This is a genomic window from Chimaeribacter coloradensis (genome assembly GCF_002858715.1).
Classification (GTDB): domain Bacteria; phylum Pseudomonadota; class Gammaproteobacteria; order Enterobacterales; family Enterobacteriaceae; genus Chimaeribacter; species Chimaeribacter coloradensis.
The window spans coordinates 78,602-103,717 of sequence record NZ_PJZH01000013.1 but is presented as its reverse complement, the minus strand read 5'-3'; the positions used below and the strand labels follow the sequence as shown (position 1 = coordinate 103,717).

Sequence of the window (25,116 nt, the reverse complement as noted above, 5' to 3'; positions counted from 1 at the left end):
CCATGCTGTCACTCCGGCGGGGGCGGCGATAATTCATTCGATTGCAGCAGGTATGCGTTTTATTTATATTGCCGGACGGGTCCGCGTTTTGGCGCAGGGGAAAATGATGCAGGAAAACGAAGGCGGGGATGGCGTAAACCTGATGCAGATCAGGGCGTTCATTCAGGTGGTGGCACAGGGCAGCGTTTCACGCGCGGCAGATGAATTATTCCGTACCCAGTCGGCGGTGACGCGGGCGATCCGCGATCTGGAGCAGCGGCTGGGGGTGCCGCTGTTTGAGCGCCATGCGGGCGGCATGATGCTCACCGACTTCGGCAAATGCGTGCTGCCGCGGGCGCGCCGGGCGCTGGAGGAGCTGCATCAGGTACCGCTGCTGCTGGCGCGGCTGCGCGGCCGCCCGCTGCCGGCACGGGGCGAGGCGGAGCCGCTCTGGCTGTTCAACGTGCGGCGGCTGCACATCTTCACCACCCTCTGCCAGACCCGCCACATGCAGACGGTGGCCGCCCAGCTCGGCCTCAGCCAGCCGGCGGTCAGCGCTGCGCTGAAAGTGCTGGAAAACGGCGCGGGCATTGCGCTGCTGGAGCGTACCCCGCACGGCATGATGCCGTCGCTGGCCGGGCGCGAGATGGAGCCGAACATCCGCCGCGCCCTGAATGAGCTGCGCCACATCCCGGCGGACATCGCCGCCCGGCGCGGGGTGCTGGCGGGCACGGTGCGCATCGGTGCGCTGCCGCTGGGGCGCACCCGGCTGCTGCCGCAGGCGATTATCCGCCTCACGGCGCGCTACCCGGCAGTCCGGGTAATCACCAACGAGAGCGCCTTCGGCACCCTGGCCGCCGAGATGCGCGCCGGAGACATCGATTTTATTTTCGGGGCGCTGCGTAACAGCAATGATGCCGCCGACATCACGCGTGAGACGCTGTTCCGGGAGGATATGCTGCTGCTGGCGCGGCGCGGCCACCCGCTGGCGGCGCGCCCGCCCGGCACGGAGGATCTGCGCCGGGCGCGCTGGGTGCTGCCGCGGGCCGCGACCCCGGCACGCCGGTTGCTGGACAGCTGTTTCCGGGCGATGGGCATCCCGGCACCGGAGCCGGTGGTGGAGAGCGGCGATCTGGCGCTGGTGCGCGGGCTGTTGCTGCATTCGGAGATGGTGGCGGCGGTCTCCGCCCATCAGCTGGAGCATGAGCTGGCCAGCGGCGAGCTGGTGGCGCTGCCGCTGAGCCTGCCGGACACCGGCCGCGACATCGGTTTGACCTGCCGCGCGGGCTGCCTGCACTCACCCGCCGCGCAGGCGATGATCGACTGCCTGCGCGAGGTGTGTGCCGAAGGGGAGGGTCAGGCCGGTTTGCCGGAGGGGGCTTTGCCCGCCACCGAGTAGAGCACCTGCTGGTTACGGGTTTTCTGGAACTCTTCCAGCGTCTGGCCGCGCATCGCGGAGTAGATGTGCAGGTTAGAGACGCCCACCACGGCACCGAGCTTCTCCAGCAGGAAGAAACTGACGCCGTAATGGATCAGCCCGCGCCAGTCCAGGGCGCTCAGCAGGGCCTGCTCCTCCGGCGTCAGCCCGCCTTCGGCATAGAGCGCCTGCGGCTCAGCGAGGAAACGTTCACGCCAGGCGGGCTGGATAAGCCGGTGCAGGAAACGGTTGAGGCGGATCGCCTTCAGGCTGCGCGCATGGGTGAAGGGGTAGGTACCCGGCAGCGTTTCCACCCCGGCCAACTGGGCGTTGATCTTGTCGCGCTGGCGCTGGTGGACATCCACCGGGGCCTCCCGCGCACGGTTTTCCAGAATCAGCGTGGCGATGCCGGTCATCGACGGCAGGTAGTAGGCCTCGTGCAGCTTCTCCACATTGGCAGAGAGCGCGCCGCGCATCACCAGCCACATGATCACTTCCGCCCCCTCCAGGCCGCCCAGTGTGGCGTACTCCGCCAGCGTCATCTCCGTCAGCCGTTCCGGGTCGTTGACCAGCATATCGATGAACTGCGCGTCCCACGCCGGGTTATTGAAGCCGCAGCGCTCGCCGTGCACCTGGTGGGAGACGCCGCCGGTCGCCACCACCGCCACGTTCAGATCCTCCGGGAAGCTCTCAATGGCGCGGCGCAGCGCCTGGCCCAGTTTGTAGCAGCGGCGCGCGGTCGGGATCGGGAACTGCAACACGCCGATCTGCAACGGCACCACCGGCACCGGCCAGCCGTTTTCCCACGGCAGCAGCGCGGAGAGCGGCGAGAAGAGGCCGTGGTCCAGCGCTTTGTCCTGGAAGAAGGCCATGTCGAACTCATCGGCCATCAGGCTGGCACCGATGTGCTGGGAGAGCGCGGCGTGGCCCGCCACCGGCGGCAGGTCACGCGGGCCGCCGCCCTCATCCGCCACCTCGTAGTGGTCATCGATCCCCAGCACAAAGGTGGAGTAGTGATCGAAAAAGAACGAGGTGACGTGGTCGTTGAAAATATAGAGCAGCACGTCCGGCTTTTTCTCGTCGAGCCACTGCTGCATCGGCGCGAAGCCCTCAAAAATCGGCGCCCAGGCCTGCTCCTGCTGTTTGTTGTGATCCACGGCGAAGCCGATCGTCGGAGTGTGTGAGACTGCAAGCCCACCAATTATCTTTGCCATCGTTGACCTCGGGTTATCGGTTATTCAGGGTGCGGGAGAGGGCGGGCAGATCGTTGAGATCGATCCCTTTGACCTGCTCCGGCGGATGCGCTTTCTGGTGCCGGGTGATGGTGATCGCCGCCAGCAGGGCCGGGATCGCCAGAATAATAAAGATGCTGGTGGTGCCGGGGAAGGTGACCAGCAGCACGCCGCCCAGCGAAGAGCTGAGGATCGCCCCGCTGCGGCCGATGCCGTGCATCCAGCTGACGCCGGTGGCGCGCATCTCCGTCGGGTAGAAGGCGGGGGAGAAGCCCTGCAACCCATTTTGCGCGCCGTTGATGCAGAAGCCGCTGAAGAACACCAGCACCGCCAGCACGGCCGGGCCGAAGGCACTGAACCCCTGCGCCAGCAAACAGGCCATGCCCAGCAGGTAGAAGAGGCCGATGACATATTTCGCGGCGAAGCGGTCCATCAGGTAGCCCACCAGCAGCCCGCCGAGCGGGCCGCCGAGCTGGAACAGCCCGGCGATCATCGCGGCGCGCTCCAGGGAGAAGCCACTGGTGCGCATGATGGTCGGCAGCCAGCCGTTCAGCAGGTAGATGACGAACAACCCCATAAAGTAGGTGATCCAGAGCACCAGGGTGCCGCCCGCATAGCCTTTGCTGAACAGCTGCAACACCGCGGCACGTTTGCGGATCACCGGGGTATTCAGCACAAACGTCGTGCCGGGCGCGAAGCGGCCCCCGGCGCGCCGGAGCACGGCGGCGATCTTCTCGCGGCTGACGCGGCGCACCACCATGTACATCGCCGACTCCGGCAGGACGACGATCAGCACCGGCAGCATCAGCAGCGGCACCAGCCCGCCGAGGGCGAGCACCGCCTTCCAGCCGAAGTCCGGCAGCAGCCCGGCGGCGATAAACCCGCCTGCGCCGGAGCCGATATTAAAGCCGCTGTACATCAGGGCGATGGTCAGCCCGCGGCGGCGCGACGGCATATACTCCGACACCAGCGTCACGCAGTTGGGCATCACCGCGCCCAGCCCCAGCCCGGCCAGGAAACGCAGCACCGCCATCTCCAGCGGCGTGCGGGCAAAGGCGCAGAGCAGGCTGAACAGCGCAAACCCGAAGACGGAAACCAGCAGCACCCGCTTGCGGCCGAGCCGGTCTGACCACGGCCCGGCAATCAGCGCGCCAATCGCCACGCCGAACATCGCCGCGCCGAGGATCGGCCCCATCTCTGCCCTTGATATGCCCCACTGCTCAATCAGCGCCGGGGCCACAAAGCCCATTACCGCCGCGTCATAGCCATCAAACATGATAATGATGAAACAGAGCCCCAGCACCAGCCACTGATAGCCGGAGATGGGGCGGGAATCTATCCAGCCTTTTACGTCAACAATCGGGTGATCGCTCATCGGGTACGCTCTCTGTTTTTTTTATCAATAACGTGATCGGGTTAAAAATTCTGCCGGCTGCCACCGGCGAAAGCGGCACGTACCCTGACCGCAGCAGGGGACGCATTTTGTTATTTTTATAAATTTATCAATAAATTATGTGTGGGCTTATTCTTGGTGCAGTTAACACGTTAGGCAGGTGAGGAGGCTTTGTCTGCTGTAAAACAGTGATTGAGGTATGCGTTTTATTTATTTGGTGAGCGGTGTCGGAAAACCGGGAAAGCAAAGTGAAAAGGCGGCAGGGCAGGGAAGATCACAGGGAAACAGAGGGCGGGGGAAAGCAGCGTGCGCCGCGCGGGCGCACGGGGATCAGGAAGGTTTGCGGTCAGCGGCCGCTTTGCGGGCTTCGCGACGCTTGCGCAGCTTCTGCCAGATTTTGGTCTCCTGGCCGCGCCACAGGCGCTGGATGTTGTCATGGTGGCGCATCAGGATCAGGCAGGAGAGCATCGCCACCGGGAAAGTGAACTGCGGCTTGAACCACCAGACGTAGAACGGCGCAATCAGCGCGCTGACGATCGCCCCCAGCGAGGAGTAACCGCTCAGCAGCACCGTCAGCAGCCAGGTGCCGGTGACCAGGCCGGTCAGGTCCCAGCCAATCGGCGCGATCGCCCCGAACGCCGTCGCCACCCCTTTGCCGCCGCGGAAATGGAAGAACACCGGCCAGATGTGGCCGAGGCAGGCGGCAATCGCCGTCAGGCCGAGGTAGAAGGGCGGCACGTGGGATTTATAGGCCAGCCAGACCGGCAGCATCCCTTTCAGCACATCGAAGATCAGCACTGCGGCAGCGGCAGCCCGCCCGCCGATGCGCAGGACGTTGGTGGCACCCGGGTTGCCGGAGCCGCTCAGGCGCGGATCGGGCAGGCGGGCGATGCGGCACACCAGAATAGCACTGGAAATTGAGCCACACAGGTACGCGAGGATAATCATCCCAAGCGCGGTAGCACTCATAACGTGGTTCCGTTCATTAGGGGTCGTTTTAATCGCAGCATCTATGGATAATACGTATATTCCGCTGGAAGTGGTATCCGGCCGCGCCAAAAACAGAGAATGAGATGATGGACATCGTATTTATAGAACAGCTCACCGTGATCACCACCATCGGCGTTTACGACTGGGAGCAGACCATTCAGCAGAAGCTGGTGTTTGATATTGAAATGGCGTGGGACAACCGCCCGGCCGCTGCCAGTGATGACGTCAACGACTGCCTGAGCTATGCCGATGTCAGCCAGGCGATTTTGCAGCATGTTGAAGGCCAACGCTTTGCGCTGGTGGAGCGGGTGGCAGAGGAAGTATCTGAATTGTTGCTCACACGCTTCAAATCCCCGTGGGTACGTATTAAGGTCAGTAAGCCCGGCGCGGTCGCACAGGCGGCGCGGGTTGGGGTGATCATTGAGCGTGGCAGTCGCCGGCACTGATTCTGCGGCCAGCAAAATGTCACTGAAATGAAACCAACGGCCGGTAAGCTGGTCATAACGTGAAGAAATTTAGCGGCATCTCCTTATGCCGCTTTTTTATGACGTTAATTTTAGGGGAAAGGAAGATTTCATGACGGATGTTCATTCGTTGGTGGTGGCGTTTATTCTGGGCGTGGTTGAAGGGCTGACGGAGTTCCTGCCGGTATCCTCTACCGGGCATATGATCATCGTAGGCAGTTGGCTCGGCTTTACCGGTGACAAAGCCAAATTCTTTGAAGTGATTATCCAGTTAGGGTCGATTCTGGCCGTGGTGGTGATGTTCTGGCGCCGCCTGTTCGGGCTTATCGGCATCCACTTCGGCCAGGTGCCGCATGAGGGCGTGACCAAAGGGCGGCTGACGCTTATCCATATCCTGTTGGGGATGCTCCCGGCGGTGGTGATTGGCCTGGCGCTGCATGACAAAATCAAAGCGCTGTTTGAAGTCGAGAACGTGATGTATGCGCTGGTGGTGGGCGGTGTGCTGCTGCTGGTCGCGGAGTGGCTGAAGCCGAAACAGCCGCGTTCGCCGGGGCTGGATGACATCACCTACCGTCAGGCGTTTATGATTGGCTGCTTCCAGTGCCTGGCGCTGTGGCCGGGCTTCTCGCGCTCCGGGGCGACGATTTCAGGCGGGATGCTGATGGGCGTCAGCCGTTATGCGGCGTCGGAGTTCTCGTTCATCCTGGCGGTACCGATGATGCTGGGTGCCAGTATCCTTGACCTCTACAAGAGCCTGGGTTTCCTCAGCATGGCTGACCTGCCGATGTTTGCCGTGGGCTTTATCACCGCCTTCGTGGTGGCCCTGATCGCCATCAAAACCTTCCTGGCGGTGATCAAACGCTTCTCCTTTGTCCCGTTCGCCATCTACCGCTTTATCGTGGCCGGTGTGCTCTATATGGTCTTCTTCTGAGCCCCCTGACCCCGTGACAGAAAAAAGCCCCGCATTGCGGGGCTTTTTTTATGGGCGGGAGAGTCAGGTTTACCCCTCCACCGGCAACAGCTGTTGCTGCTGCTTCCAGTCGGTGAGCGCGGTGATGCGGCGGCGGCGCAGTTCGTCGCGGATCGCCGTGCCCTGGAAACCGGCATCCAGCACCTCTTTGATCGAGACGCTGTGAGCCGCGCGATACGCAGCGCGCAGGTAGTCGCCCTGCGGGTAAGGGTTGTTCTCCAGCCCGGTGCGGCCGCGGGCATCCGCTTCGCTGGTGAGGATCATCTGCTCCAGCCGCTGCGGTTTACGCCACACATCAATGCTGTCGAACAGCTTGAGCAGCGTCTCCGGCCGCAGCCGGTTGATGGTGTGGATCAGGTCATGGTGCTCCGCCACCAGCAGCGCCAGATCGCGCACCGGGTTCGGCACCCGCAGGCGGCGACAGACCTCGTCGACCAGCGTGACCCCGGCCGGGCCGTGGCCGGGGTGGTGCGGCCAGTGCTCCGGCGGCGTCAGCCCTTTGCCGAGGTCATGGCAGAGCGCCGAGAAGCGCACATCCACCTCCGGGCTGAGCTGGGCGGCGATTTTCAGCGTCATCAGCGTATGGATGCCGGTGTCGATCTCCGGGTGCCACTTCGCCGGGGCCGGTACGCCAAACAGCCGGTCGACCTCCGGGAACAGCACCTTCAGCGCGCCGCAGTCGCGCAGCACCTGGAAATAGACCTGCGGGTCCGGCGTCAGCAACGCTTTCTCCGTCTCCTTCCAGACCCGCTCCGGCGTCAGGTGTGCCAGCTCGCCGCCGCGGGCCATCTCCTGCATCAGCGCCTGGGTTTCCGGCGCGACGGTAAAGCCGAGGTGGGCGAAGCGGGCGGCAAACCGCGCCACCCGCAGCACCCGTAAGGGGTCTTCGCTGAAGGCGGCGGAGACGTGGCGCAGCACCCGGTCATTCAGGTCACGCACGCCGTGGTACGGGTCGATCAGTGTGCCGTGCGCGTCGCGGGCGATGGCGTTGATCGTCAGGTCGCGGCGCAGCAGATCCTGCTCCAGGGTCACATCCGGTGCGGCATGGCACTCAAACCCGGTATAGCCATTGCCCGATTTCCGCTCGGTGCGCGCCAGCGCATACTCCTCACGGCTGACCGGGTGCAGGAACACCGGGAAATCGCGGCCGACCTGCTGGTAACCCTGCGCAAGCAGCTGGTCGGGTGTGGCACCGACCACCACCCAATCCTGCTCGGTGACCGGAAGATGCAGTAACGCGTCGCGGACGGCACCGCCCACCAGGTAAATCTTCACGTTTAACTCCTGACATGATGACGGCCGGGCAACGGGAAGCCCGTCGTACCGGCAAGGTAACTGCTTTCAGTGTAGCGTGGTGCGTGCGGGAAAGACAAAAGGGCACGGATGTGCCCTGACGTGCAAAAAGCGGGGGAGGCAGCGGGGCCTCAGCTCATCCAGCGATCTTTTTTCTTGCGGCTTGGGATCAGGTGCGGCAACAGCAGGCCGAGGATCAGGCCGGCACCGAGCACGCCGCCGCCGTACATAAACCATTGCAGGATAATGGTGCGCTGCTTGTCATCCAGCTGGACGTTCACCGCATTGACCTTTTTATCCGCCACGATCAGCTGATCTTTCAGCTTCTGGTTTTCGCTTTTCAGGCCGTTGATGATGCCGTCACTGGCTGCGACTTTATGCTGCATCTCAGCGGTGCGCTGGTTCCAGCTGCTGTCGATGTTGGTCAGCTTGTCGGTCAGGGTTTTGACCTGCTGCTCCAGCGCCGGGACCCGGGTGCGCAGGCTCGGCTGCTCGCTGAGCTGGTCCAGCGGGATCCAGGTGGTGCGCCCTTTGCTGTCCTGAATCTGGCCGTAATGGGTGCTGTCATTGGTGCTCAGCAGGGTAACTTCGTCACCGGCGTTCAACGTGCCGACGATACGGTATTGGTTGCCGGGGCCGCTGTGAACGTAGGTATTCAGTTCATCGGAGATATAGCGCTTTTCTTCGGCATGGGCGCCCCAGGTGACGCTCAAAGTGAGCAAAGTAAGGCAAATCAGGCGTAATTTCTGCATTATTCCATCGTATTTGGCTAAATTTAGGGGAACGATACTAATAAGTTAAGTGTGACGACGCAACGCAAAAACCGGAATGAGAACTATCTTACTATCCTGCTGCCGGCCGCCGTCTGTGCCACAGGCAATCACGCCTTTACCGGCCACTCCGGCAGGAACCCCGTACTTAAGCGAAATTTCCCGGGGGTTGTGCGGAAGTGCCCGGTGAATGCGCGACAGCGCAGCGGTGGCGTCATCGGTAATCTGACAGCGGGCAGGGCAAAAAAGTTTCGTAGGTAACCGCGCGGGGGCCTGTGCGGCGCGAGACTCATTGCGGCTCTTGCGATACTATTTAGTAAAATAAATGGCTTAGTGAATGCTTAGTCGGCCATATGGCACCAGCCCCCGGGTGGGGCTGCCCCTCTCAGGCCCGCCCGGCTGCCGCGGCGGTGCCGGAAAACTTCGGTGTGAAAAAACCATGACTGTAGAAATTGAACTGAAATTTATTGCTGCGCCGGAGGCCATCGCGGCATTGCCGGGCAAAGTTTCTACCCTGAAAAGCCGGCACAGCGCCCCGCAGCAGCTGACCAACATCTATTACGAAACCGCAGACAACACCCTGCGTGAGCAGGGCATCGGGCTGCGCATCCGTGGCTTTGACGGCCAGTATGAGATGACGGTGAAAACCAGCGGGAAGGTGGTGGGCGGGCTGCACCAGCGGCCGGAGTACAACATCCCGCTGGAGGAGCCGGTGCTGGATCTGGCGCGCTTCCCGGCGGAGATCTGGCCGGAAGGGTGCGACGTGGCGATGCTTCAGGCGGAGTTGCAACCGCTGTTCAAAACCGATTTCATGCGTGAAAAGTGGGTCGTCACGTACCAGCAGAGCGAGATTGAGATTGCGCTCGACCAGGGCGCGGTGCAGGCCGGTGAACTGAGCGAGCCGCTGGCGGAGATTGAGCTGGAGCTGAAAGAGGGCAACGTGGCAGACCTGCTGCACCTGGCCGCCTGGCTGGGTGAAGAGGGCGGCCTGCGCCAGGGCGGTTTCAGCAAGGCGGCGCGCGGCTTCTGGCTGGCGCGGGGCAACGGCGCGCGCAAAATCCGCCCTATCCCGGTCTGGACGCCGCCGGCCAAGGCCACGGTGGAGCAGGGCATGGCGGGCGTGCTGGAGCAGGCGCTCAGCCACTGGCAGTATCATGAGGAGCTGTGGTTGCGCGGTGACAAGCAGGCACGCCATGCGATGATTGAGGCGCTGGGCATGGTGCGCCAGGCGCTGGCGCTGTTTGGCGGGCTGGTGCCGCGCAAGGCCACCAGCGAGCTGCGTAACCAGTTCAATGCGCTGGAGCCGCAGCTGGCGGAGCCGGAAGCGAATGCCGCCGCGCTCTGCTTCAGCACAGACTACCTGAAATGCAAGTTAGCGCTTACCCGCTATCTCGCCAATGCGGAGTGGCGCACCTTCGTTGATGAGAAGAGCCGCAAAAAACTCGACGGCTCCTTTAAGCGTTTCGCCGACATCATGCTGAGCCGCGTGGCCGCCGACATTAAAGAGGCGTTCAGCCAGCCGCTGACGGACGAAGGCTACCGCGACCAGTTACCGCGCCTGACCCGCCAGATCATCGCCCTGCACCTGCTGGCCGGGGCCTACCCGCAAAGCGCCTGGCAAGGCTACATCGAAAACTGGCAGGCGCTGCAACAATCCATTGTGCAACAGCAGCAGGCCTGGCTGGAGGCCGCCCGCAAACATGCGGTGCAGCAACCCGCCTTCTGGCTGAATGGTGCCCCTGCCAAAGCTGACTGATTCCCCTGATTTCCGGCCCGCCTTGTGCGGGCTTTTCTCACTAAGGAATTTGACATGTTACCTCTGCCCTCCCTGCTGCGTGCGCATGCTGACGCGCAGGCCGCCCGCCTGCCTGACCCGGCCACCCTGACGCCACAGGCGGTAAGCGTGCTGGCGCTCAGCGATTTTGTCAGTGACAGCCTGGCCGCCCACCCCGACTGGCTGCCGGCTTTGCAGGCGGCCCCGCCGCAGCCGGAGGAGTGGCAACACTACGCCGGCTGGCTGGCTGAAGCGCTGGCCGGGGTGACAGAGGAAACCGCGCTGATGCGCGAATTGCGGCAGTTCCGCCGCCGGATCATGACGCGCATCGCCTGGTCGCAGGCGTTGCAGGCGAGCAGCACCGGGCAGACCCTGCAACAGCTCAGCACACTGGCTGAGACGTTGATCGTCGCGGCGCGTGACTGGCTCTACGCCGCCTGCTGCCGTGACTGGGGCACGCCCTCCAATGCGCAGGGCGAGCCGCAGCCGCTGCTGATCCTCGGCATGGGCAAGCTGGGCGGCGGTGAACTCAACTTCTCCTCCGACATCGACCTGATCTTCGCCTACCCGGAAAACGGCGAAACCCGCGGCGGGCGGCGGGTGCTGGACAACGCCCAGTTCTTTACCCGGCTGGGGCAGCGGCTGATCAAGGCGCTCGACCAGCCCACCGTGGACGGCTTCGTCTACCGCGTGGATATGCGCCTGCGGCCGTTCGGCGACAGCGGCCCGCTGGTGATGAGTTTCCCGGCGCTGGAGGATTACTACCAGGAGCAGGGGCGGGACTGGGAGCGCTACGCGATGGTGAAAGCGCGGCTGATGGGCGGGGCGGACGACGCCTACAGCCAGGAGCTGCGCAAAATGCTGAAGCCGTTCGTGTTCCGGCGCTACATCGACTTCAGCGTGATCCAATCCCTGCGCAACATGAAAGGGATGATTGCGCGCGAAGTGCGGCGGCGCGGCCTGAAAGACAACATCAAGCTTGGGGCGGGCGGCATCCGCGAGATTGAGTTTATCGTGCAGGTGTTCCAGCTGATCCGCGGCGGGCGCGAGCCGCTGCTGCAACAGCGCGCGCTGCTGCCGACCCTGCAGGCGCTGGGCGAACTGGGGCTGCTGCCGCAGTCGCAGGTGGCCGATCTGCGTGAGGCCTACCTGTTCCTGCGGCGGCTGGAGAACCTGTTGCAGGCGATTGCCGATGAACAGACCCAGACCCTGCCCACGGACGCCCTGAATCAGGCGCGGCTGGCGTGGGGGATGCAGAAAACGGGCTGGCCGCAGCTTATGGCCGACACGGATGCCCATATGCAGGCGGTGCGGGCGGTGTTTGACCAGCTGATTGGTGATGACGCGCCGGAGCAGGGGGAAAACGGCGTGCCGGAGCACTACACCAGCCTGTGGAATGATGCGCTGGAGGAGAGCGAACTCGCGCCGCTGGTGCCGCAGCTCGCCGCGCCGCGCCAGGCGCAGCTGCTGCGCAGCCTGCGTGATTTCCGGCTGGATATGGACAAGCGCACCATCGGCCCGCGCGGGCGTGAGATGCTCGACCTGCTGATGCCGCGCCTGCTGATGGAAGTGTGCGCTTACCCCCATGCGGATGCGACGCTGGCGCGCCTGACGCCGCTGCTGCTGAACATCGTCACGCGCACCACCTATATCGAGCTGCTGGTGGAGTACCCCGGCGCACTGAAACAGCTGATCCGCCTGTGTGATGCCTCGCCGATGGTGGCTGACCAGCTGGCGCGCTACCCGCTGCTGCTTGATGAGCTGCTCGACCCGCAGACCCTCTATCAGCCGATTGCCCCGGATGCCTACCGCGATGAATTGCGGCAATACCTGATGCGGGTGCCGGAAGAGGAGGAGGAGCAGCACCTTGAGGCGATGCGCCAGTTCAAACAGGCACAGCTGTTGCGCATCGCGGCGGCGGACATCGCCGGGGTGCTGCCGGTGATGAAAGTCAGCGATCACCTCACCTATCTGGCTGAGGCGATGATCGAGAGCGTAGTGCAGCAGGCGTGGAACCAGATGGTGGCGCGCTACGGCGAGCCGTCGCACCTGGCGGGGCGCGACGGGCGCGGCTTTGCGGTGATCGGGTACGGCAAACTGGGCGGCTGGGAGCTGGGCTACAGCTCCGATCTCGATCTGGTGTTCCTGCTCGACTGCCCGGAAGAGGTGATGACCCTCGGCGCGCGCAGCATCGACGGCCGCCAGTTCTACCTGCGGCTGGCGCAGCGCATTATGCACCTGTTCAGCACCCGCACCTCCTCCGGCATTCTGTATGAGGTCGATGCCCGCCTGCGCCCCTCCGGCGCGGCCGGGATGCTGGTAAGCACCGTGGAGGCGTTCGCCCTCTATCAAGAGCACGACGCCTGGACGTGGGAGCATCAGGCGCTGGTGCGGGCGCGCATCGTCTATGGTGACCCGCAAATCCACCGGCAGTTTGACGCGATCCGCCGGGAGATCCTGTGCCGCCGCCGCGACGGCGACACCCTGCGGCAGGAGGTGCGCGAGATGCGCCAGAAGATGGTGACGCACCTCGCCAGCAAGCAGCCGGACCGGTTTGACCTGAAATCTGACCCCGGCGGCATCACCGATATTGAATTCATCGCGCAATATCTTGTCCTACGCTACGCCGCAGACGAAACGGCGCTGACCCGCTGGTCAGACAATGTGCGGATTTTTGCCCTGATGGCGCAGTACCGGATCATGGACGAGCAGGAGGCCGCTGCCCTGACCCACGCCTACGTGACCCTGCGTGACGAGATCCACCACCTGGCGTTGCAGGCGCTCTCCGGCAAGGTGGCCACCGGCCAGTTTGAGGCGGAGCGGCAGCAGGTGCGCCGGAGCTGGCAGGCGTGGCTGGGGTAAGCGGCACAGGGGCGGGGGATGCCCGCAGAATGTCATAAATCTGTTGCCTGCGAGCGCGGGGATAAACCGCGCTTATGTTAATATCACGCGAATTTTTCAGTTTTGATCAGTCTGGAGTATGGGATGAAAGTAACACTGCCTGATTTTCGCCGTGCCGGTGTGCTGGTGGTTGGTGATGTCATGTTGGATCGCTACTGGTACGGGCCGACCAGCCGTATCTCGCCGGAAGCCCCGGTACCGGTAGTAAAAGTCGATACCATTGAGGAGCGTCCCGGTGGTGCGGCCAACGTGGCGATGAACATCGCCTCCCTGGGGGCGGCGTCGCGCCTGGTGGGGTTAACCGGCGTGGATGACGCCGCGCGCGCGCTGAATGCCAAGCTGGGCGAAGTGAATGTGCAGTGTGATTTCGTCGCGGTGCCGACCCACCCGACCATCACCAAGCTGCGCGTGTTGTCACGCAACCAGCAGCTGATTCGCCTCGATTTCGAAGAGGGGTTTGAGGGCGTTGACCCGCAGCCGATGCTGGCGCGGATGCAACAGGCACTGCCCACCTGCGGCGCGCTGGTGCTCTCCGACTACGGCAAAGGGGCGCTGGCCGATGTGCAGGCGATGATCGTGCTGGCGAACGCCGCAGGCGTGCCGGTGCTGATCGATCCCAAAGGCAACGATTTTGAACGCTACCGCGGTGCCACGCTGCTGACGCCGAACCTCTCTGAGTTTGAGGCCGTGGTAGGCCGCTGCAAAGATGAGGCGCAGCTGGTGGAACGCGGCATGCAACTGATTGCCGATTTCGACCTGTCGGCGCTGCTGGTGACCCGCTCCGAGCAGGGCATGACGCTGTTGCAGCCGGGCAAAGCGCCGCTGCACCTGCCGACGGAAGCGCAGGAAGTCTACGACGTGACCGGTGCCGGCGATACGGTGATCGGTGTGCTGGCGGCCGCGCTGGCGGCGGGCAATTCGCTGGAGGAGTCCTGCTTCCTGTCGAATGCCGCAGCGGGTGTGGTGGTCGGCAAGCTCGGCACCTCCACCGTCTCCCCGGTGGAGCTGGAGAACGCCATCCACGGCCGCGCGGAGAGCGGCTTCGGCATCATGACCGAAGCGGAGCTGAAGCAGGCGGTGGCGGATGCCCGCAAACGCGGTGAGAAAGTGGTGATGACCAACGGGGTGTTTGACATCCTGCACGCCGGGCACGTCTCCTACCTCGCCAACGCGCGCAAGCTGGGCGACCGCCTGATTGTGGCGATGAACAGCGACGCCTCCACCAAACGGCTCAAGGGCGAGTCCCGCCCGGTGAACCCGGAAACGCAGCGCATGATCGTGCTCAGCGCGCTGGAAGCGGTGGACTGGGTGGTGCTGTTTGAAGAGGATACGCCGCAGCGCCTGATCGCGGAGATCCTGCCTGACCTGCTGGTGAAAGGCGGCGACTACCAGCCGCATGAGATCGCCGGCAGCAAAGAGGTGTGGGCCGCAGGCGGTGACGTGCGCGTGCTGAACTTTGAAGATGGCTGCTCCACCACCAACATCATCAAATCGATCAAAGAGGGGCGTGGCTGACAGGCTGCCCTGACAAAAAAGGACACCTGAGGGTGTCCTTTTTTTATGGCTTACTGTTTGTCCGATGGTGCCGGCGGGCTGTCCGGGGTCACGATGATTTCCGGCGCGGCGGTGGGTTCGCTAATCACAGAGCTCTCCGGGATCACCGCCGTCGGCGGGGTGACCTGCCGGCTTTCCAGCGCTTCCAGGCGTTGTTCCAGCAGCGCCAGCTTTTCGCGGGTGCGCAGCAACACCTGGGTCTGCACGTCGAACTCTTCGCGGTTGACCAAATCAAGGCGGGTCAGCTGGGATTGCAGCACTTGCCGGATCTTCTTCTCGACATCGCCCCCGAAGTCGCGGATGCCTTTCGGCATGGACTCATGCACCTGACGTGCAATTTGTTCTATTTTTTTCGGGTCAATCATGATCGTTCCCTTGTTTGGATAAAATTATCTTAAGCGTTCTTTTAAGCGTAGTGTAATCCGAGTTCGGCATGGGATAAACCCTTGCAAATGATTCAGCGGATGAATCAGATAAACCGGCCGCGGCCCCGGCGAATTTGCCATGAAAAGCAGCAAAGCTTAGCGAAAAACGTGAATTGCCCTGTTAAAACATTGGCGCTATAGTGATCACGCTTATTCTCAGGGCGGGGTGAAAGTCCCCACCGGCGGTAAACCATACACCACGGCTATCAATGGCCGGTATGGAAGCCCGCGAGCGCTTGCGGCTTTCACAGCGTAAGGACAGCAGATCCGGTGTAATTCCGGGGCCGACGGTTATAGTCCGGATGGGAGAGAGTAACGGCTGTTGCCGGGCATGACGCCCGCATTGCGTTATTTTTTAAATCGCCCCGTTCTGTGTTGGGTGCGATTGGCCTCCTAAGCTCGCCCTGATTCTGGTAATCCATAATTTTAATGAGGCTTTTTACCATGAATCAGACGCTACTTTCCGAATTCGGTACGCCGGTTGAACGTGTTGAACGTGCAATTGATGCGCTGCGCAATGGCCGCGGCGTGATGGTGCTGGATGATGAAAACCGCGAAAACGAAGGTGACATGATTTTTGCCGCCGAAACCATGACCGTCGAGCAGATGGCGCTGACTATCCGCCACGGCAGCGGCATCGTCTGCCTCTGCCTGACCGAGGAGCGCCGCCAGCAGCTTGAGCTGCCGATGATGGTGGAGAACAACTCCAGCCAGTTCCAGACGGCGTTCACCGTGACCATTGAAGCGGCCGAAGGCGTGACCACCGGCGTCTCCGCCGCTGACCGCATCACCACCATCCGCGCGGCCACCGCCGATAACGCGAAACCCAGCGACCTGAACCGCCCCGGCCACGTCTTCCCGCTGCGCGCGCAGAACGGTGGCGTGCTGAGCCGCCGCGGCCACACGGAAGCGACCATCGATCTGGTGTCGCTGGCCGGCTTCAAACCGATGGGCGTGCTCTGCGAGCTGACCAACGATGACGGCACCATGGCCCACGCGCCGGAGGCGATCGCTTTCGCCAAACAGCATGCTATGCCGGTGGTGACCATTGAGGATCTGGTGGCATACCGCCAGGCCGCGACGCGCCAGGCGAGCTGATCCGCGAAGGGCAGTGTGGTTGATGAAAAAAGGGCTGCCGGTTGGGCAGCCCTTTTTTATGGCGGCGTTTATGGCGCGCTCGTCAGCCTGCGCCGCCGCTCTGGAGCAGGGTCAGGCTGAAGCCCATTACCGACATGCCGCACAGCACGCCGTAGCTTGGGTTATTGTTCGGGTCGATCTCTTTGGCCAGCGGCATCAGCTCATCCACCGACAGCGCCACCATAATCCCCGCCACGGCCGCCATGATCGACGCCATCAGCACCGGTGACACCAGCGGCCCAAGCAGGCTGAAGGCCAGCAGGCCGCCGAGGATCTCCGCCATGCCGGAGACGCCTGACCAGAGCAGCGCCTTGGTTTTCGAGCCGGTGGCGGCATACACCGGCCCGGCCACCGCCAGCCCTTCCGGGATATTGTGGATGGCGACCGCCAGCGCGATGCCCAGCCCCAGCTCCAGATCGGTGCTGGCCGTGACAAAGGTCGCGATGCCTTCCGGGAAGTTGTGCAGGCTGATGCCGAGCGTCAGCAGCAGGGCGGTGCGTTTCAGGCTGCCCGGCGATAACTGGCCGTCAGTGAGATCCTGTGGGTGGGCGTGGGGCAGCAGCCGGTCGAGCGCGAAATAGCCCAGCAGGCCGAGCATAAACATGCCGTAGCCGAGCATCGGTGACATGCCCGGGGTGTGCAACGCGGCGGGCAGCATCTCCATCAATGAAATTAACAGCATAATACCGGCAGCGAACCCGAGGGCAAATGCCAGCACCCGGTTGGAGGGCTTCTGCCCGATAATGCCCAGCAGCGCCCCGGCAAAGGTGGCTCCCCCGGCCAGCAAGGTAAGGATTAGCGGTACTGACATGACAGCTCCTTTCAGTAAATTCCATTAACCGCGGGCCATATCGCCCGGCATCATGGCCGGAAGCGCACTGCCGGCGGCATAAAGGTTCAAAATTTCTGAACATCTCCTTCACGCTTATCCGGCTGTAAGCCCCTGTAAAAGAGAGTAACGTATTTTGTTATCGGCGGCAGGGGCTTTTGCCTTTCGCTGCATTCAAAATAATCGCAGCAAGGATATTTTATGACTACCCCACGTATGCCCGCGCTGTTCCTGGGCCACGGCAGCCCAATGAACGCGTTACAGGAGAACGCCCATACCCGCGCCTGGCGCGCCCTGGCGGACAGCCTGCCGCGGCCCACGGCGATCCTGGCAGTCTCCGCGCACTGGTACACCCGCGGCACGGCCGTCACGGCGATGGCTGAGCCGCGCACTATCCACGATTTCGGCGGCTTCCCGCAGGCGCTGTTTGACATCCGCTACCCGGCACCCGGCTCACCGGCGCTGGCTGCGCAGATCCAGCAAGTGCTGGCCCCGGTCCCGGTCGCAGCCGATCAGGGCGAATGGGGGCTGGACCACGGTGCCTGGGGCGTATTGATCAAGATGTACCCGGAAGCCGGTGTGCCGGTGGTGCAGCTCAGCATCGACGGCACCCAACCGCCGGAATACCACTACGCGCTGGGGAAAAGGCTGGCCGCGCTGCGTGACCAGGGGGTGTTGATCGTGGCGAGCGGCAATGTGGTGCATAACCTGCGCATGGCGAAGTGGCAGGGCGATGCCCCGGCGTACCCCTGGGCGGAATCCTTCAATAATTATGTGAAAGCGAACCTGACCTGGCAGGGCGACCACCACCCGCTGGTGCATTTTATGGAACATGAGGGGGCGGCGCTCTCTAACCCGTCGGTAGAGCACTATCTGCCGCTGCTCTATGTGCTGGGCAGCTGGGACGGGCAGGAGCCCATCACCACGCCCACCGACGGCATCGAGATGGCGTCACTGAGTATGCTGTCTGTGCGGGTCGGGTAAGGGGTCAGCCGCTGAACCCACAGGAGCCGCGGATCACCAGCGTCGGCGGCAGGATAATGCGTTTCGGCGGCTCATCATTGCCCTGCATCCGGCTGAACAGCAGCCCACCGGCGGTGCGGCCAATCTCCCGCGCCGCCACCGAAACGGTAGTCAGCCCCGGTTCCACCAGCGATGCCTCAATGATGTCATCAAAGCCAATCAACGCGACGTCGCGGCCAACGTGCAGGTTCAGCGCGCGCAGCGCCTGCATCACACCCAACGCCACGACATCCTGATAACAGAGCGCCGCGGTGATCGCCGGGTGCGCCCTAAAGAGCTGCGCCGCGGCCTCGCGGCCCGCGCCCTGTCCGGCATCACAGCACACAATCCAGTCAGGGTGAATCGCCAGGCCGTTTTCCAGCAGGGTGCTGGTGTAGCCGCCCAGCCGCTGTGCACGGGTGGCTGAGGCCGCCGCGCCGCCGATAAAGGCGATATGCCGGTGGCCCATGGCGATCAGGTGGCGGGTGGCGAGCTGGGTGCCGAGAAAATTATCGGTACCGACAAAATCGAAACAGGCGTCATTGACCGGCCGCACCACCATAATGGCCGGGATGTTGCGCCGCTTCAGCACTTCGAAAAACAGCGGCGGCGTCTGGCGGGCGGCGCAGAGCACCATGCCGCCGGCGCTGTGCTGTAACAACGATTCAACGAATTTCTGCTGGCGCGGCACCGACTCTTCGCTGTTTGCCAGAAACAGCATCAGATCGTGGCGCTCCATCTCCTGGCTCAGCCCGGCCGTCATCTCCGCATAGAACGGGTTGGTGATGTCATGCAAAAGCAGCCCGATCTGGTTGCTGCGGCGGTTACGCAGGTTGGCCGCCGTCTGGTTGTAGACATACCCCAGCGTATCAATCGCCGCCAGTACCCGCTGACGGGTCGCCGTGGAGATACGGCCGCGGTTACGCAGCACCATCGACACCGTGGCCGTCGACACCCCGGCATGCGCGGCCACATCGGCCAGGGTCATGCTGGTCATCGCGTGCTCCTCTCTGTTCACCCTTTTCCCTAGGGTATATCGATTAACCTTCTGCCGGCAGCGCCGCTATTTACTCTGTGAAGCGGCTCATACATTCCCGGCCGTCTGGCAGCAAATTTCCAACGCCTTGAAGTTAATCCCATTAATCACCCTGCTCATCGCAAGGTTAATCGATTAATCTGCTGGTTTTTCAGGCAGAGGATGCAGCGATGTCAACAGCAGACAACAACAGCCAATACGATAAATTCCCCGAAGTCGCGATCGCAGGCAGGTACCACGAGGCCTGGCAGGGGTGGCCGCAGGTCGTTGCTGCGCTTCAGGAGGCGCTGGCGGCGCAGCCGCGGCAGAAAACGGTGCTGGTGGTGGAGTGCTATCACGGCGTCGCGCAACAGGAACTGTTGAAGGCGTTAATCCTACCGCTGCGCCCGGCCGCGCTGTTTGATGCAGCCGATGCCCGGCGCAGCACGGCGGAGATTGAGGCGCTGATCGCCGGCGACCTCACGGACGATCCGGTCTTCGGGCGGCGCTCGTCGCTGCCACTGGCGGCCTTTTTCGACCCAGCGAAATGCGCGCAGATGCAACAGGCGATCGCCGCCGTCAGCCACGGGCTGGTGGTGGTCGCAGGCACCGGCGCGGCGCTGATGGCCGACGGCGACCTGCTGGTTTATGCCGACCTGGCCCGCTGGGAGATCCAGCAGCGTTTCCGCCGCGGCGAGCTGGGCAACTACGGCGCGGATAATGCCCGGGCCGATCTGCTCTCCCGCTATAAGCGCGCCTTTTTCATCGACTGGCGGGTGCTGGATCGCCATAAAGTTCCGCTGTTGCAGCGCGCTGATTTTCTTCTTGATACCCATCAGGCCGGTTCACCGCGGTTAGTCAGCGGTGCTGCCCTGCACGCCGGGCTGCGGCAGGTGGCCCGCCAGCCGTTCCGCGTGGTGCCGTTTTTTGACCCCGGCGTCTGGGGCGGCCAATGGATGAAACACCAGTTTGATCTCGATCCGGCGGCGGCCAACTACGCGTGGTGTTTTGACTGCGTGCCCGAGGAAAACAGCCTGCTGATGCGTTTTGGCGACGTCCGGGTCGAGATCCCCGCCCTGGATCTGGTGCTGCTCTACCCGCAGCCGCTGCTGGGGGACGCAGCCTATGCGCGCTTCGGCGCGGAGTTCCCGATCCGCTTTGACCTGCTGGACACCGTCGGCGGTCAGAACCTCAGTTTACAGGTTCACCCCACGCTGCCCTACATCCGGCAGCAGTTTGGTATGGCCTATACGCAGGATGAGAGCTACTACCTGCTGGCCGCGGAGCCGGACGCCGGCGTCTGCCTGGGGGTGAAAACCGGCACCCGGCCCGATGAGATGATGGCGGCGCTGGCGCAGGCGGCGCAGGGGGAGGGCCGCTTTGATGATGCGCGCTTTATTAACCGTTTCCCGGCGCGCCGCCACGATCACTTCCTGATCCCGGCCGGGACGGTGCACTGCGCCGGGGCGGGCAGTGTGGTGCTGGAGATCAGCGCCACGCCCTATCTTTTCACCTTCAAATTATGGGACTGGGGGCGGCTGGGGCTGGACGGCCGCCCGCGCCCGCTGCATCTGCACCACGGCGGCAACGTGATTGACTGGCAGCGCGATACTGACTGGGTCACGCGCGAGCTGGTTAACCGCGTGGAGCCGGTGGCGGCCGGGCCGGGCTGGCAGGAGGAGCGCACCGGCCTGCACCCGAGCCAGTTTATCGAGACCCGCCGCCACTGGTTCAGCGTGCCGGTGCTGCACCACACCGACGGGCGCGTCAACGTCCTGAACCTGATCGAGGGGGAAGAGGCGGTGGTCGAAAGCCCGTCCGGCAGCTTCGCCCCTTTTGTGGTGCACTTTGCCGAGACCTTTATCATCCCGGCGGCTGTCGGGGCTTACCGCATCCGCCCCTGTGGCCGCAGCCTGGGCCAGCGCCTGGGTACCCTCAAGGCGTGGGTGCGTGAGGAGGAGACGCCATGTTAACGGTCATCATTGCCACCCACGGCCCGCTGGCGGACGCCCTGCTGACCAGCGGCCGCATGATCTGGGGCGTGCTGCCGAGAACCCACAGCATCACGCTGGAGGAGGACGGCGGCATCGTCGCTTTTCAACAGGCCTTCACCGCCGGACTGACAGAGGCGGTATACCACAGCAGCGGCGTGCTGGTGCTGTGCGATATGCTCAGCGGCACGCCCTGCAACCTCGCTTCCCGCTTTGCAATGATGCCCGGCCTGCCGGCACCGGTGGCCGTCGTGGCGGGAGTAAACCTGCCGATGGTGCTGATGAGCGCCGAACTGCTGGAGGAGCCGGATGTGCACCAGGTGGCGCGGCGGCTCATCGCGCAGGCGCGGGAGAGCATGACCGGCGTTCGCCCGGCCACCACACCGCAACCTGACACCTTCTGAGGAGAAAAGCATGGCGCTTTCGTTTGTACGTATTGATGACCGCGTGATCCACGGCCAGCTGGTGACCCGCTGGGCAAAGGAGCTGCCGTGTGACGGCATCGTGGCGATTGATGATGAGGTGGCGGCGGATGCGCTGCTGGCGTCGGTGATGAAAGGGGCGGTTCAGGATACCCCGGTCTGGCTGTTCACGGTGGCACAGGCGATAGAGAAGCTGCCGAAAGTGATCGCCAGTGATAAGCACTATTTCGTGATCGGCAAATCCCCGGTGACGTTGCAGCAGTTGGTGGCCGCGGGCATTGACCTGCATAACCGGTACCGACGGATCAACGCCGGGCCGATGTCGGCGCGGGCGGGCACCGTGACCATCGGCCCCAACCAGTCGGTAACCGCCGAAGAACGCGCCGCGTTCGATTTTCTGGCGGACAAAGGGTATGCGATTGAGTTCCGGCTGGTGCCGGATGCCGGCAGCTTCAGCTGGCAGGATGCGCAGAAAAAACTGAGGCCGTCAGCCTGACGGCGGGGAGGCAGGTATGTGGTTTGAAGCAACGCTTATTGGTGTGCTCTGTTATCTCGGGGCGTTGAGCAGCCCGTGGTTACTGGGGCTGACCGGCGGCTGGTACATCCTCAGCCGCCCGCTGGTCTCCGGGATGCTGGTGGGCGTCATCCTCGGCGATGTGCAGAACGGGATCGTGATCGGCGTGGCGGTGCAGGCGGTCTATATCGCGATGGTGACGCCGGGCGGCTCGATGCCTGCAGACCTGAACTTTGTCGCCTGGCCGGCGATCGCGCTCGGCATTCTTTCCGGCCAGGGCACGGCGGTGGCGGTGGCGCTGGCAGCCACCATCGGCATTCTCGGCACGGTGCTGTTTAACGCGATGATGGTGCTCAACTCCTACTGGAACCACCGGGCGGATCTGGCGGCCGCGCGGGGGGATGAGCGCGGAATCTACCTCAACAGCGCCATCGGCCCGCAGGTCACGCATTTTTTGCTGCGTTTTGTGCCGGCCTTTATCGCGGTGTTTTTCGGCGCGCGCTATATCAGCGGCGTGATGGACGCGCTGCCTGCCACGGTGCTGACCACCCTGAATGTGCTGGGCGGCATTCTGCCGGCGGTAGGGATTGCCATCCTGCTCAAGCAGATCATCCGCCACGCCAGTATGCTGATCTACTTTCTGGTGGGGTTTATCTGCATCGTGTTTCTGAAGCTGAACATGGTGGCGCTGGTGATTGTCGGCGCGCTGCTGGCCCTGATCCACTACCGCTACAAACCGGAACCGGCCGCCATAGCCGCGCCGGATGAGGAGGCGTTCTGATGGAGACGACCCCTGTAACCCTGACGAAACAGGATCTGCGCCGCTGCTGGCGCGCCTGGATGATGTATAACCTCTCGTCGATGAGCTTTGAACGGCTTCAGGCGTATGGGTTCTGCCTCGGCATGCTGCCCGCGCTGCGCAAACTCTACCCGGATGCCGCACAACGCACCGAGGCGATCCGCCGCCACGCCTCGTTTTATAACACTGAGCCGCAGATTGGGGCGATCGTCAACGGCATGGTCATCGGGCTGGAGGAGAAGCGCGCCAACGGCGAGCCGGTGGACGGCGAGACCATCAACACGCTGAAAGTGGGGCTGATGGGGTCGCTGGCGGGCATCGGCGATTCGATGCTGCCGGGGATGCTGATCCCGATTTTGCTCAGCATCGGCATGGCGCTGGCGGCGGGCGGCAGCATACTGGGGCCGCTGTTCTATATCATCGCTTACGCCGGGATCGTGATCCCCGCCTCCTGGTGGCTGTTTAACAAGGGCTACCGGCTCGGTTCCGGCTCTGTGGAGATGCTGGTGAACAGCCGGTCTGTACGCCTGCGGGAAGCGCTCTCGCTGCTGGGGGTGTTTGTGATGGGCGGGGTCGCCGCCAGTTACGTGAAGCTCACCACCGGGCTGACGCTGTCGACCAAAGAGGGGGTGAAGATTCAGCTGCAACAGATGCTGGACGGCATCTTCCCGCAACTGCTGCCGCTGCTGGTGCTGCTGGCGACCTGGTACCTGATGAGCAAGCGCGGGCTATCGCCGGTGAAGGCGATGCTCGGCCTGCTGGCGCTGGCGGCCGTGGGGGTGGTCACCGGCCTGTTTTCCTGAGCCGGACGCCCGGAGGAAAAGCCCGGCCGCGGCCGGGCTGGGCTGGGCTTACGCGCTCATGGCTCGAAATGGGCCCACTTTTCCGCGATGCGCCCCGGTTGTGAGATGAATTGCAGCCGGGCGGGCGACTGTTCAAACTGCCGGTAGATTGGCGCATCGGTCAGGCCAAATTCCGTATAGCGGCGCGGCGTCACCACCTGTAACCGGCCGGGCCGGTAGCGCGGGTTCTGCTGCCAGACGATATGCCTGCCCTGCAACAGCGGGTACCACGCCAGCCCCTGGTGTTTCCGCACCGCCTGATACTCAAACCCATACTCCCGGTCACACCAGGCGGCGAACGTCAGCGGCGTTTCCGGGTCGGCGGAGAGGGTCGCGTGCGCCCAGCCCGGCGGCACCAGCACCTGTTCGCCCGGCCCGGCGCACACCGCAAAACAGCGGCCCGGGTCATGCGCCACCCGCTCCTGCATGTAGATTATCGCCCGGCCCTGCCACACCTCATACAGCTCCGGCGGTGACCAGCCGCTGTGCGCGCTGATGCGGTGGATATGCCCCTGGCTGCGTACCGGCTCCGCGCCCAGCCGCCCAGGGGCGTAAGTGACGATGCCGAACAGCAGCATCCGTTTCTTTAATTCCGCCAGGTGCGGCTGCCGGGCGACGTCCATGGCAATTGCATAGACCTGTTCCGGCCCGTCACAGTGCGGGTCCCGCAGGGAGGGACGGATCTGGTCCAGCGTGCGGATCTCCGGCAGCGGGCCGATCACATCACCGCCGTAACCAAAGCCCAGCGGCGCGTGGGAGATGCGTACTTCCAGGCCGTAACGGGCCATCGAGAGGGCCTCAGGCATGTTGCACCTCCGCCTGCCAGCCGTCGCCGTCCGCCATGATCCGCACCCCAAACCCCTGCGCCTGTAACGCCTGATAATCATGCCCGGCAGTCGCCGGCCACACCGCCAGCGCCGACAGCGTCCCGCTGCCGGGGTTGATCAGCCGGTGGGCGGTGAAAGGGGGGATATAGTGAACGCTGCCGGGAAACAGAGGCTCCAGCACGCACTGGCCCGCCTGCTGGAGCAGCAGCAGGCCGCGCCCCCGCAGGCCGAAATAGTACTCTGCCTGTTCACGGCGCTGATGGAAATGGCCGCGTGTCATATAGAACTCCCGCCCGACCCGGCCGGGGTAGAGGTGGGTCACGCCGCTGAGCAGTTCGCCCTCCTGCTGCGGCGCAGGCAGGATCGCCACGGTGTAGAGCGGCGTCCCGGCCGGCAGCGCCTGCCAGGCGGCCTGATCGGCAAACAGCCCGGTCAGCATCCCAACGGTAGTGGTGTGTTCGTGAAGAACTCCGGCAGTAAATTGCCCCGACGCCAGATCAATCTGGCGCGGCATTCGTGTTTTCAGATCCATATCTGGTTACTCCGCCCGAGGAGAACAGACGCGGCCAGCATAGG

General features: G+C 63.6%; 23 protein-coding genes and 1 riboswitch. Of the genes, 13 read left to right on the top strand and 10 right to left on the bottom strand.

The annotated features are described in order from the left end of the window. Positions 1 to 106: 106 nt before the first annotated feature. Positions 107 to 1,378, top strand: a complete 1,272-nt coding sequence (locus CYR32_RS13565; protein ID WP_101825307.1) for a LysR family transcriptional regulator — start codon at positions 107 to 109, stop codon at positions 1,376 to 1,378. On the opposite strand, the gene CYR32_RS13560 is transcribed toward CYR32_RS13565, so the two are convergent. The 3 genes from CYR32_RS13560 to plsY form a co-directional block, all read right to left on the bottom strand. After that, a complete protein-coding gene (locus CYR32_RS13560) occupies positions 1,336 to 2,610 on the bottom strand; it encodes a gallate dioxygenase (RefSeq protein WP_101825255.1) in 1,275 nt (424 codons plus the stop codon). The two genes, CYR32_RS13565 and CYR32_RS13560, sit on opposite strands and share 43 nt — an antisense overlap. Before the next feature lie 13 nt (positions 2,611 to 2,623). Next, positions 2,624 to 4,003, bottom strand: coding sequence for an MFS transporter (locus tag CYR32_RS13555; protein WP_101825251.1), 1,380 nt, complete (start codon positions 4,001 to 4,003; stop codon positions 2,624 to 2,626). A gap of 348 nt (positions 4,004 to 4,351) precedes the next feature. Next, on the bottom strand, positions 4,352 to 4,990 hold the full coding sequence (gene plsY, locus CYR32_RS13550) for a glycerol-3-phosphate 1-O-acyltransferase PlsY (RefSeq protein WP_101825248.1): 639 nt from the start codon (positions 4,988 to 4,990) through the stop codon (positions 4,352 to 4,354). Positions 4,991 to 5,097: 107 nt separating this feature from the next. On the opposite strand from plsY, the gene folB reads away from it, so the two are divergent. Beyond that, entirely contained in the window at positions 5,098 to 5,457 is a 360-nt protein-coding gene (folB, locus tag CYR32_RS13545; RefSeq protein WP_101825304.1) for a bifunctional dihydroneopterin aldolase/7,8-dihydroneopterin epimerase, read from the top strand. 130 nt (positions 5,458 to 5,587) lie between these two features. After that, complete coding sequence (gene bacA / locus CYR32_RS13540) at positions 5,588 to 6,406, top strand: undecaprenyl-diphosphate phosphatase (protein WP_101825245.1); 819 nt, start codon at positions 5,588 to 5,590, stop codon at positions 6,404 to 6,406. 69 nt (positions 6,407 to 6,475) lie between these two features. Here bacA and CYR32_RS13535 read toward each other — a convergent pair whose 3' ends face one another. Further along, complete coding sequence (locus CYR32_RS13535; RefSeq protein WP_101825243.1) at positions 6,476 to 7,720, bottom strand: multifunctional CCA addition/repair protein; 1,245 nt, start codon at positions 7,718 to 7,720, stop codon at positions 6,476 to 6,478. A 149-nt stretch (positions 7,721 to 7,869) separates the two neighbouring features. Next, a complete protein-coding gene (locus CYR32_RS13530; RefSeq protein WP_101825240.1) occupies positions 7,870 to 8,490 on the bottom strand; it encodes a TIGR04211 family SH3 domain-containing protein in 621 nt (206 codons plus the stop codon). Between the two features lie 457 nt (positions 8,491 to 8,947). Here CYR32_RS13530 and CYR32_RS13525 point away from each other — a divergent pair, with 457 nt between their 5' ends. The 3 genes from CYR32_RS13525 to hldE all read left to right on the top strand — a co-directional run bounded on the left by CYR32_RS13525 (position 8,948) and on the right by hldE (position 14,698). Then, positions 8,948 to 10,264, top strand: coding sequence for a CYTH domain-containing protein (locus CYR32_RS13525; protein WP_101825238.1), 1,317 nt, complete (start codon positions 8,948 to 8,950; stop codon positions 10,262 to 10,264). 54 nt (positions 10,265 to 10,318) lie between these two features. After that, complete coding sequence (gene glnE, locus CYR32_RS13520) at positions 10,319 to 13,144, top strand: bifunctional [glutamate--ammonia ligase]-adenylyl-L-tyrosine phosphorylase/[glutamate--ammonia-ligase] adenylyltransferase (protein WP_101825235.1); 2,826 nt, start codon at positions 10,319 to 10,321, stop codon at positions 13,142 to 13,144. Between the two features lie 123 nt (positions 13,145 to 13,267). Further along, positions 13,268 to 14,698, top strand: coding sequence for a bifunctional D-glycero-beta-D-manno-heptose-7-phosphate kinase/D-glycero-beta-D-manno-heptose 1-phosphate adenylyltransferase HldE (gene hldE / locus CYR32_RS13515; RefSeq protein ID WP_101825233.1), 1,431 nt, complete (start codon positions 13,268 to 13,270; stop codon positions 14,696 to 14,698). A 50-nt stretch (positions 14,699 to 14,748) separates the two neighbouring features. Here hldE and ubiK read toward each other — a convergent pair whose 3' ends face one another. Then, a complete protein-coding gene (gene ubiK / locus CYR32_RS13510; protein ID WP_101825231.1) occupies positions 14,749 to 15,102 on the bottom strand; it encodes a ubiquinone biosynthesis accessory factor UbiK in 354 nt (117 codons plus the stop codon). 208 nt (positions 15,103 to 15,310) lie between these two features. After that, a riboswitch (FMN riboswitch) is annotated at positions 15,311 to 15,480 on the top strand. Between the two features lie 126 nt (positions 15,481 to 15,606). On the opposite strand from ubiK, the gene ribB reads away from it, so the two are divergent. Further along, positions 15,607 to 16,260, top strand: coding sequence for a 3,4-dihydroxy-2-butanone-4-phosphate synthase (gene ribB / locus CYR32_RS13505; protein WP_101825228.1), 654 nt, complete (start codon positions 15,607 to 15,609; stop codon positions 16,258 to 16,260). 82 nt (positions 16,261 to 16,342) lie between these two features. Here ribB and zupT read toward each other — a convergent pair whose 3' ends face one another. Next, positions 16,343 to 17,110 (bottom strand): zinc transporter ZupT, encoded by a 768-nt coding sequence (gene zupT, locus CYR32_RS13500; protein WP_101825226.1) that lies wholly within the window; start codon positions 17,108 to 17,110, stop codon positions 16,343 to 16,345. 219 nt (positions 17,111 to 17,329) lie between these two features. Here zupT and ygiD point away from each other — a divergent pair, with 219 nt between their 5' ends. Continuing rightward, positions 17,330 to 18,112, top strand: a complete 783-nt coding sequence (ygiD, locus tag CYR32_RS13495) for a 4,5-DOPA-extradiol-dioxygenase (protein WP_101825224.1) — start codon at positions 17,330 to 17,332, stop codon at positions 18,110 to 18,112. 4 nt (positions 18,113 to 18,116) lie between these two features. On the opposite strand, the gene CYR32_RS13490 is transcribed toward ygiD, so the two are convergent. Continuing rightward, complete coding sequence (locus tag CYR32_RS13490) at positions 18,117 to 19,127, bottom strand: LacI family DNA-binding transcriptional regulator (RefSeq protein WP_101825221.1); 1,011 nt, start codon at positions 19,125 to 19,127, stop codon at positions 18,117 to 18,119. Positions 19,128 to 19,336: 209 nt separating this feature from the next. On the opposite strand from CYR32_RS13490, the gene CYR32_RS13485 reads away from it, so the two are divergent. The 5 genes from CYR32_RS13485 to CYR32_RS13465 are packed head-to-tail and all read left to right on the top strand — an operon-like array spanning position 19,337 to position 23,674. Beyond that, positions 19,337 to 21,118: a class I mannose-6-phosphate isomerase gene (locus CYR32_RS13485; RefSeq protein ID WP_101825219.1), complete on the top strand. Its 1,782-nt coding sequence runs from the start codon at positions 19,337 to 19,339 to the stop codon at positions 21,116 to 21,118. Next, on the top strand, positions 21,112 to 21,540 hold the full coding sequence (locus tag CYR32_RS13480; RefSeq protein ID WP_101825216.1) for a PTS sugar transporter subunit IIA: 429 nt from the start codon (positions 21,112 to 21,114) through the stop codon (positions 21,538 to 21,540). The genes CYR32_RS13485 and CYR32_RS13480 overlap by 7 nt, the downstream gene beginning before the upstream one ends. Positions 21,541 to 21,550: 10 nt before the next feature. Further along, positions 21,551 to 22,054 (top strand): PTS sugar transporter subunit IIB, encoded by a 504-nt coding sequence (locus tag CYR32_RS13475; RefSeq protein ID WP_101825214.1) that lies wholly within the window; start codon positions 21,551 to 21,553, stop codon positions 22,052 to 22,054. Positions 22,055 to 22,070: 16 nt separating this feature from the next. Further along, positions 22,071 to 22,853, top strand: coding sequence for a PTS mannose/fructose/sorbose/N-acetylgalactosamine transporter subunit IIC (locus CYR32_RS13470; RefSeq protein ID WP_101825212.1), 783 nt, complete (start codon positions 22,071 to 22,073; stop codon positions 22,851 to 22,853). Beyond that, positions 22,853 to 23,674: a PTS system mannose/fructose/sorbose family transporter subunit IID gene (locus CYR32_RS13465; protein ID WP_101825210.1), complete on the top strand. Its 822-nt coding sequence runs from the start codon at positions 22,853 to 22,855 to the stop codon at positions 23,672 to 23,674. Before CYR32_RS13470 ends, CYR32_RS13465 begins: the two co-directional genes overlap by 1 nt. Positions 23,675 to 23,730: 56 nt before the next feature. On the opposite strand, the gene CYR32_RS13460 is transcribed toward CYR32_RS13465, so the two are convergent. Continuing rightward, a complete protein-coding gene (locus CYR32_RS13460; RefSeq protein WP_101825302.1) occupies positions 23,731 to 24,501 on the bottom strand; it encodes a glucose-6-phosphate isomerase family protein in 771 nt (256 codons plus the stop codon). 10 nt (positions 24,502 to 24,511) lie between these two features. Continuing rightward, the gene (locus CYR32_RS13455; RefSeq protein ID WP_101825208.1) at positions 24,512 to 25,072 is read right to left on the bottom strand and encodes a glucose-6-phosphate isomerase family protein; all 561 of its coding nucleotides are present in this window, start codon (positions 25,070 to 25,072) and stop codon (positions 24,512 to 24,514) included. Positions 25,073 to 25,116: the final 44 nt, after the last annotated feature.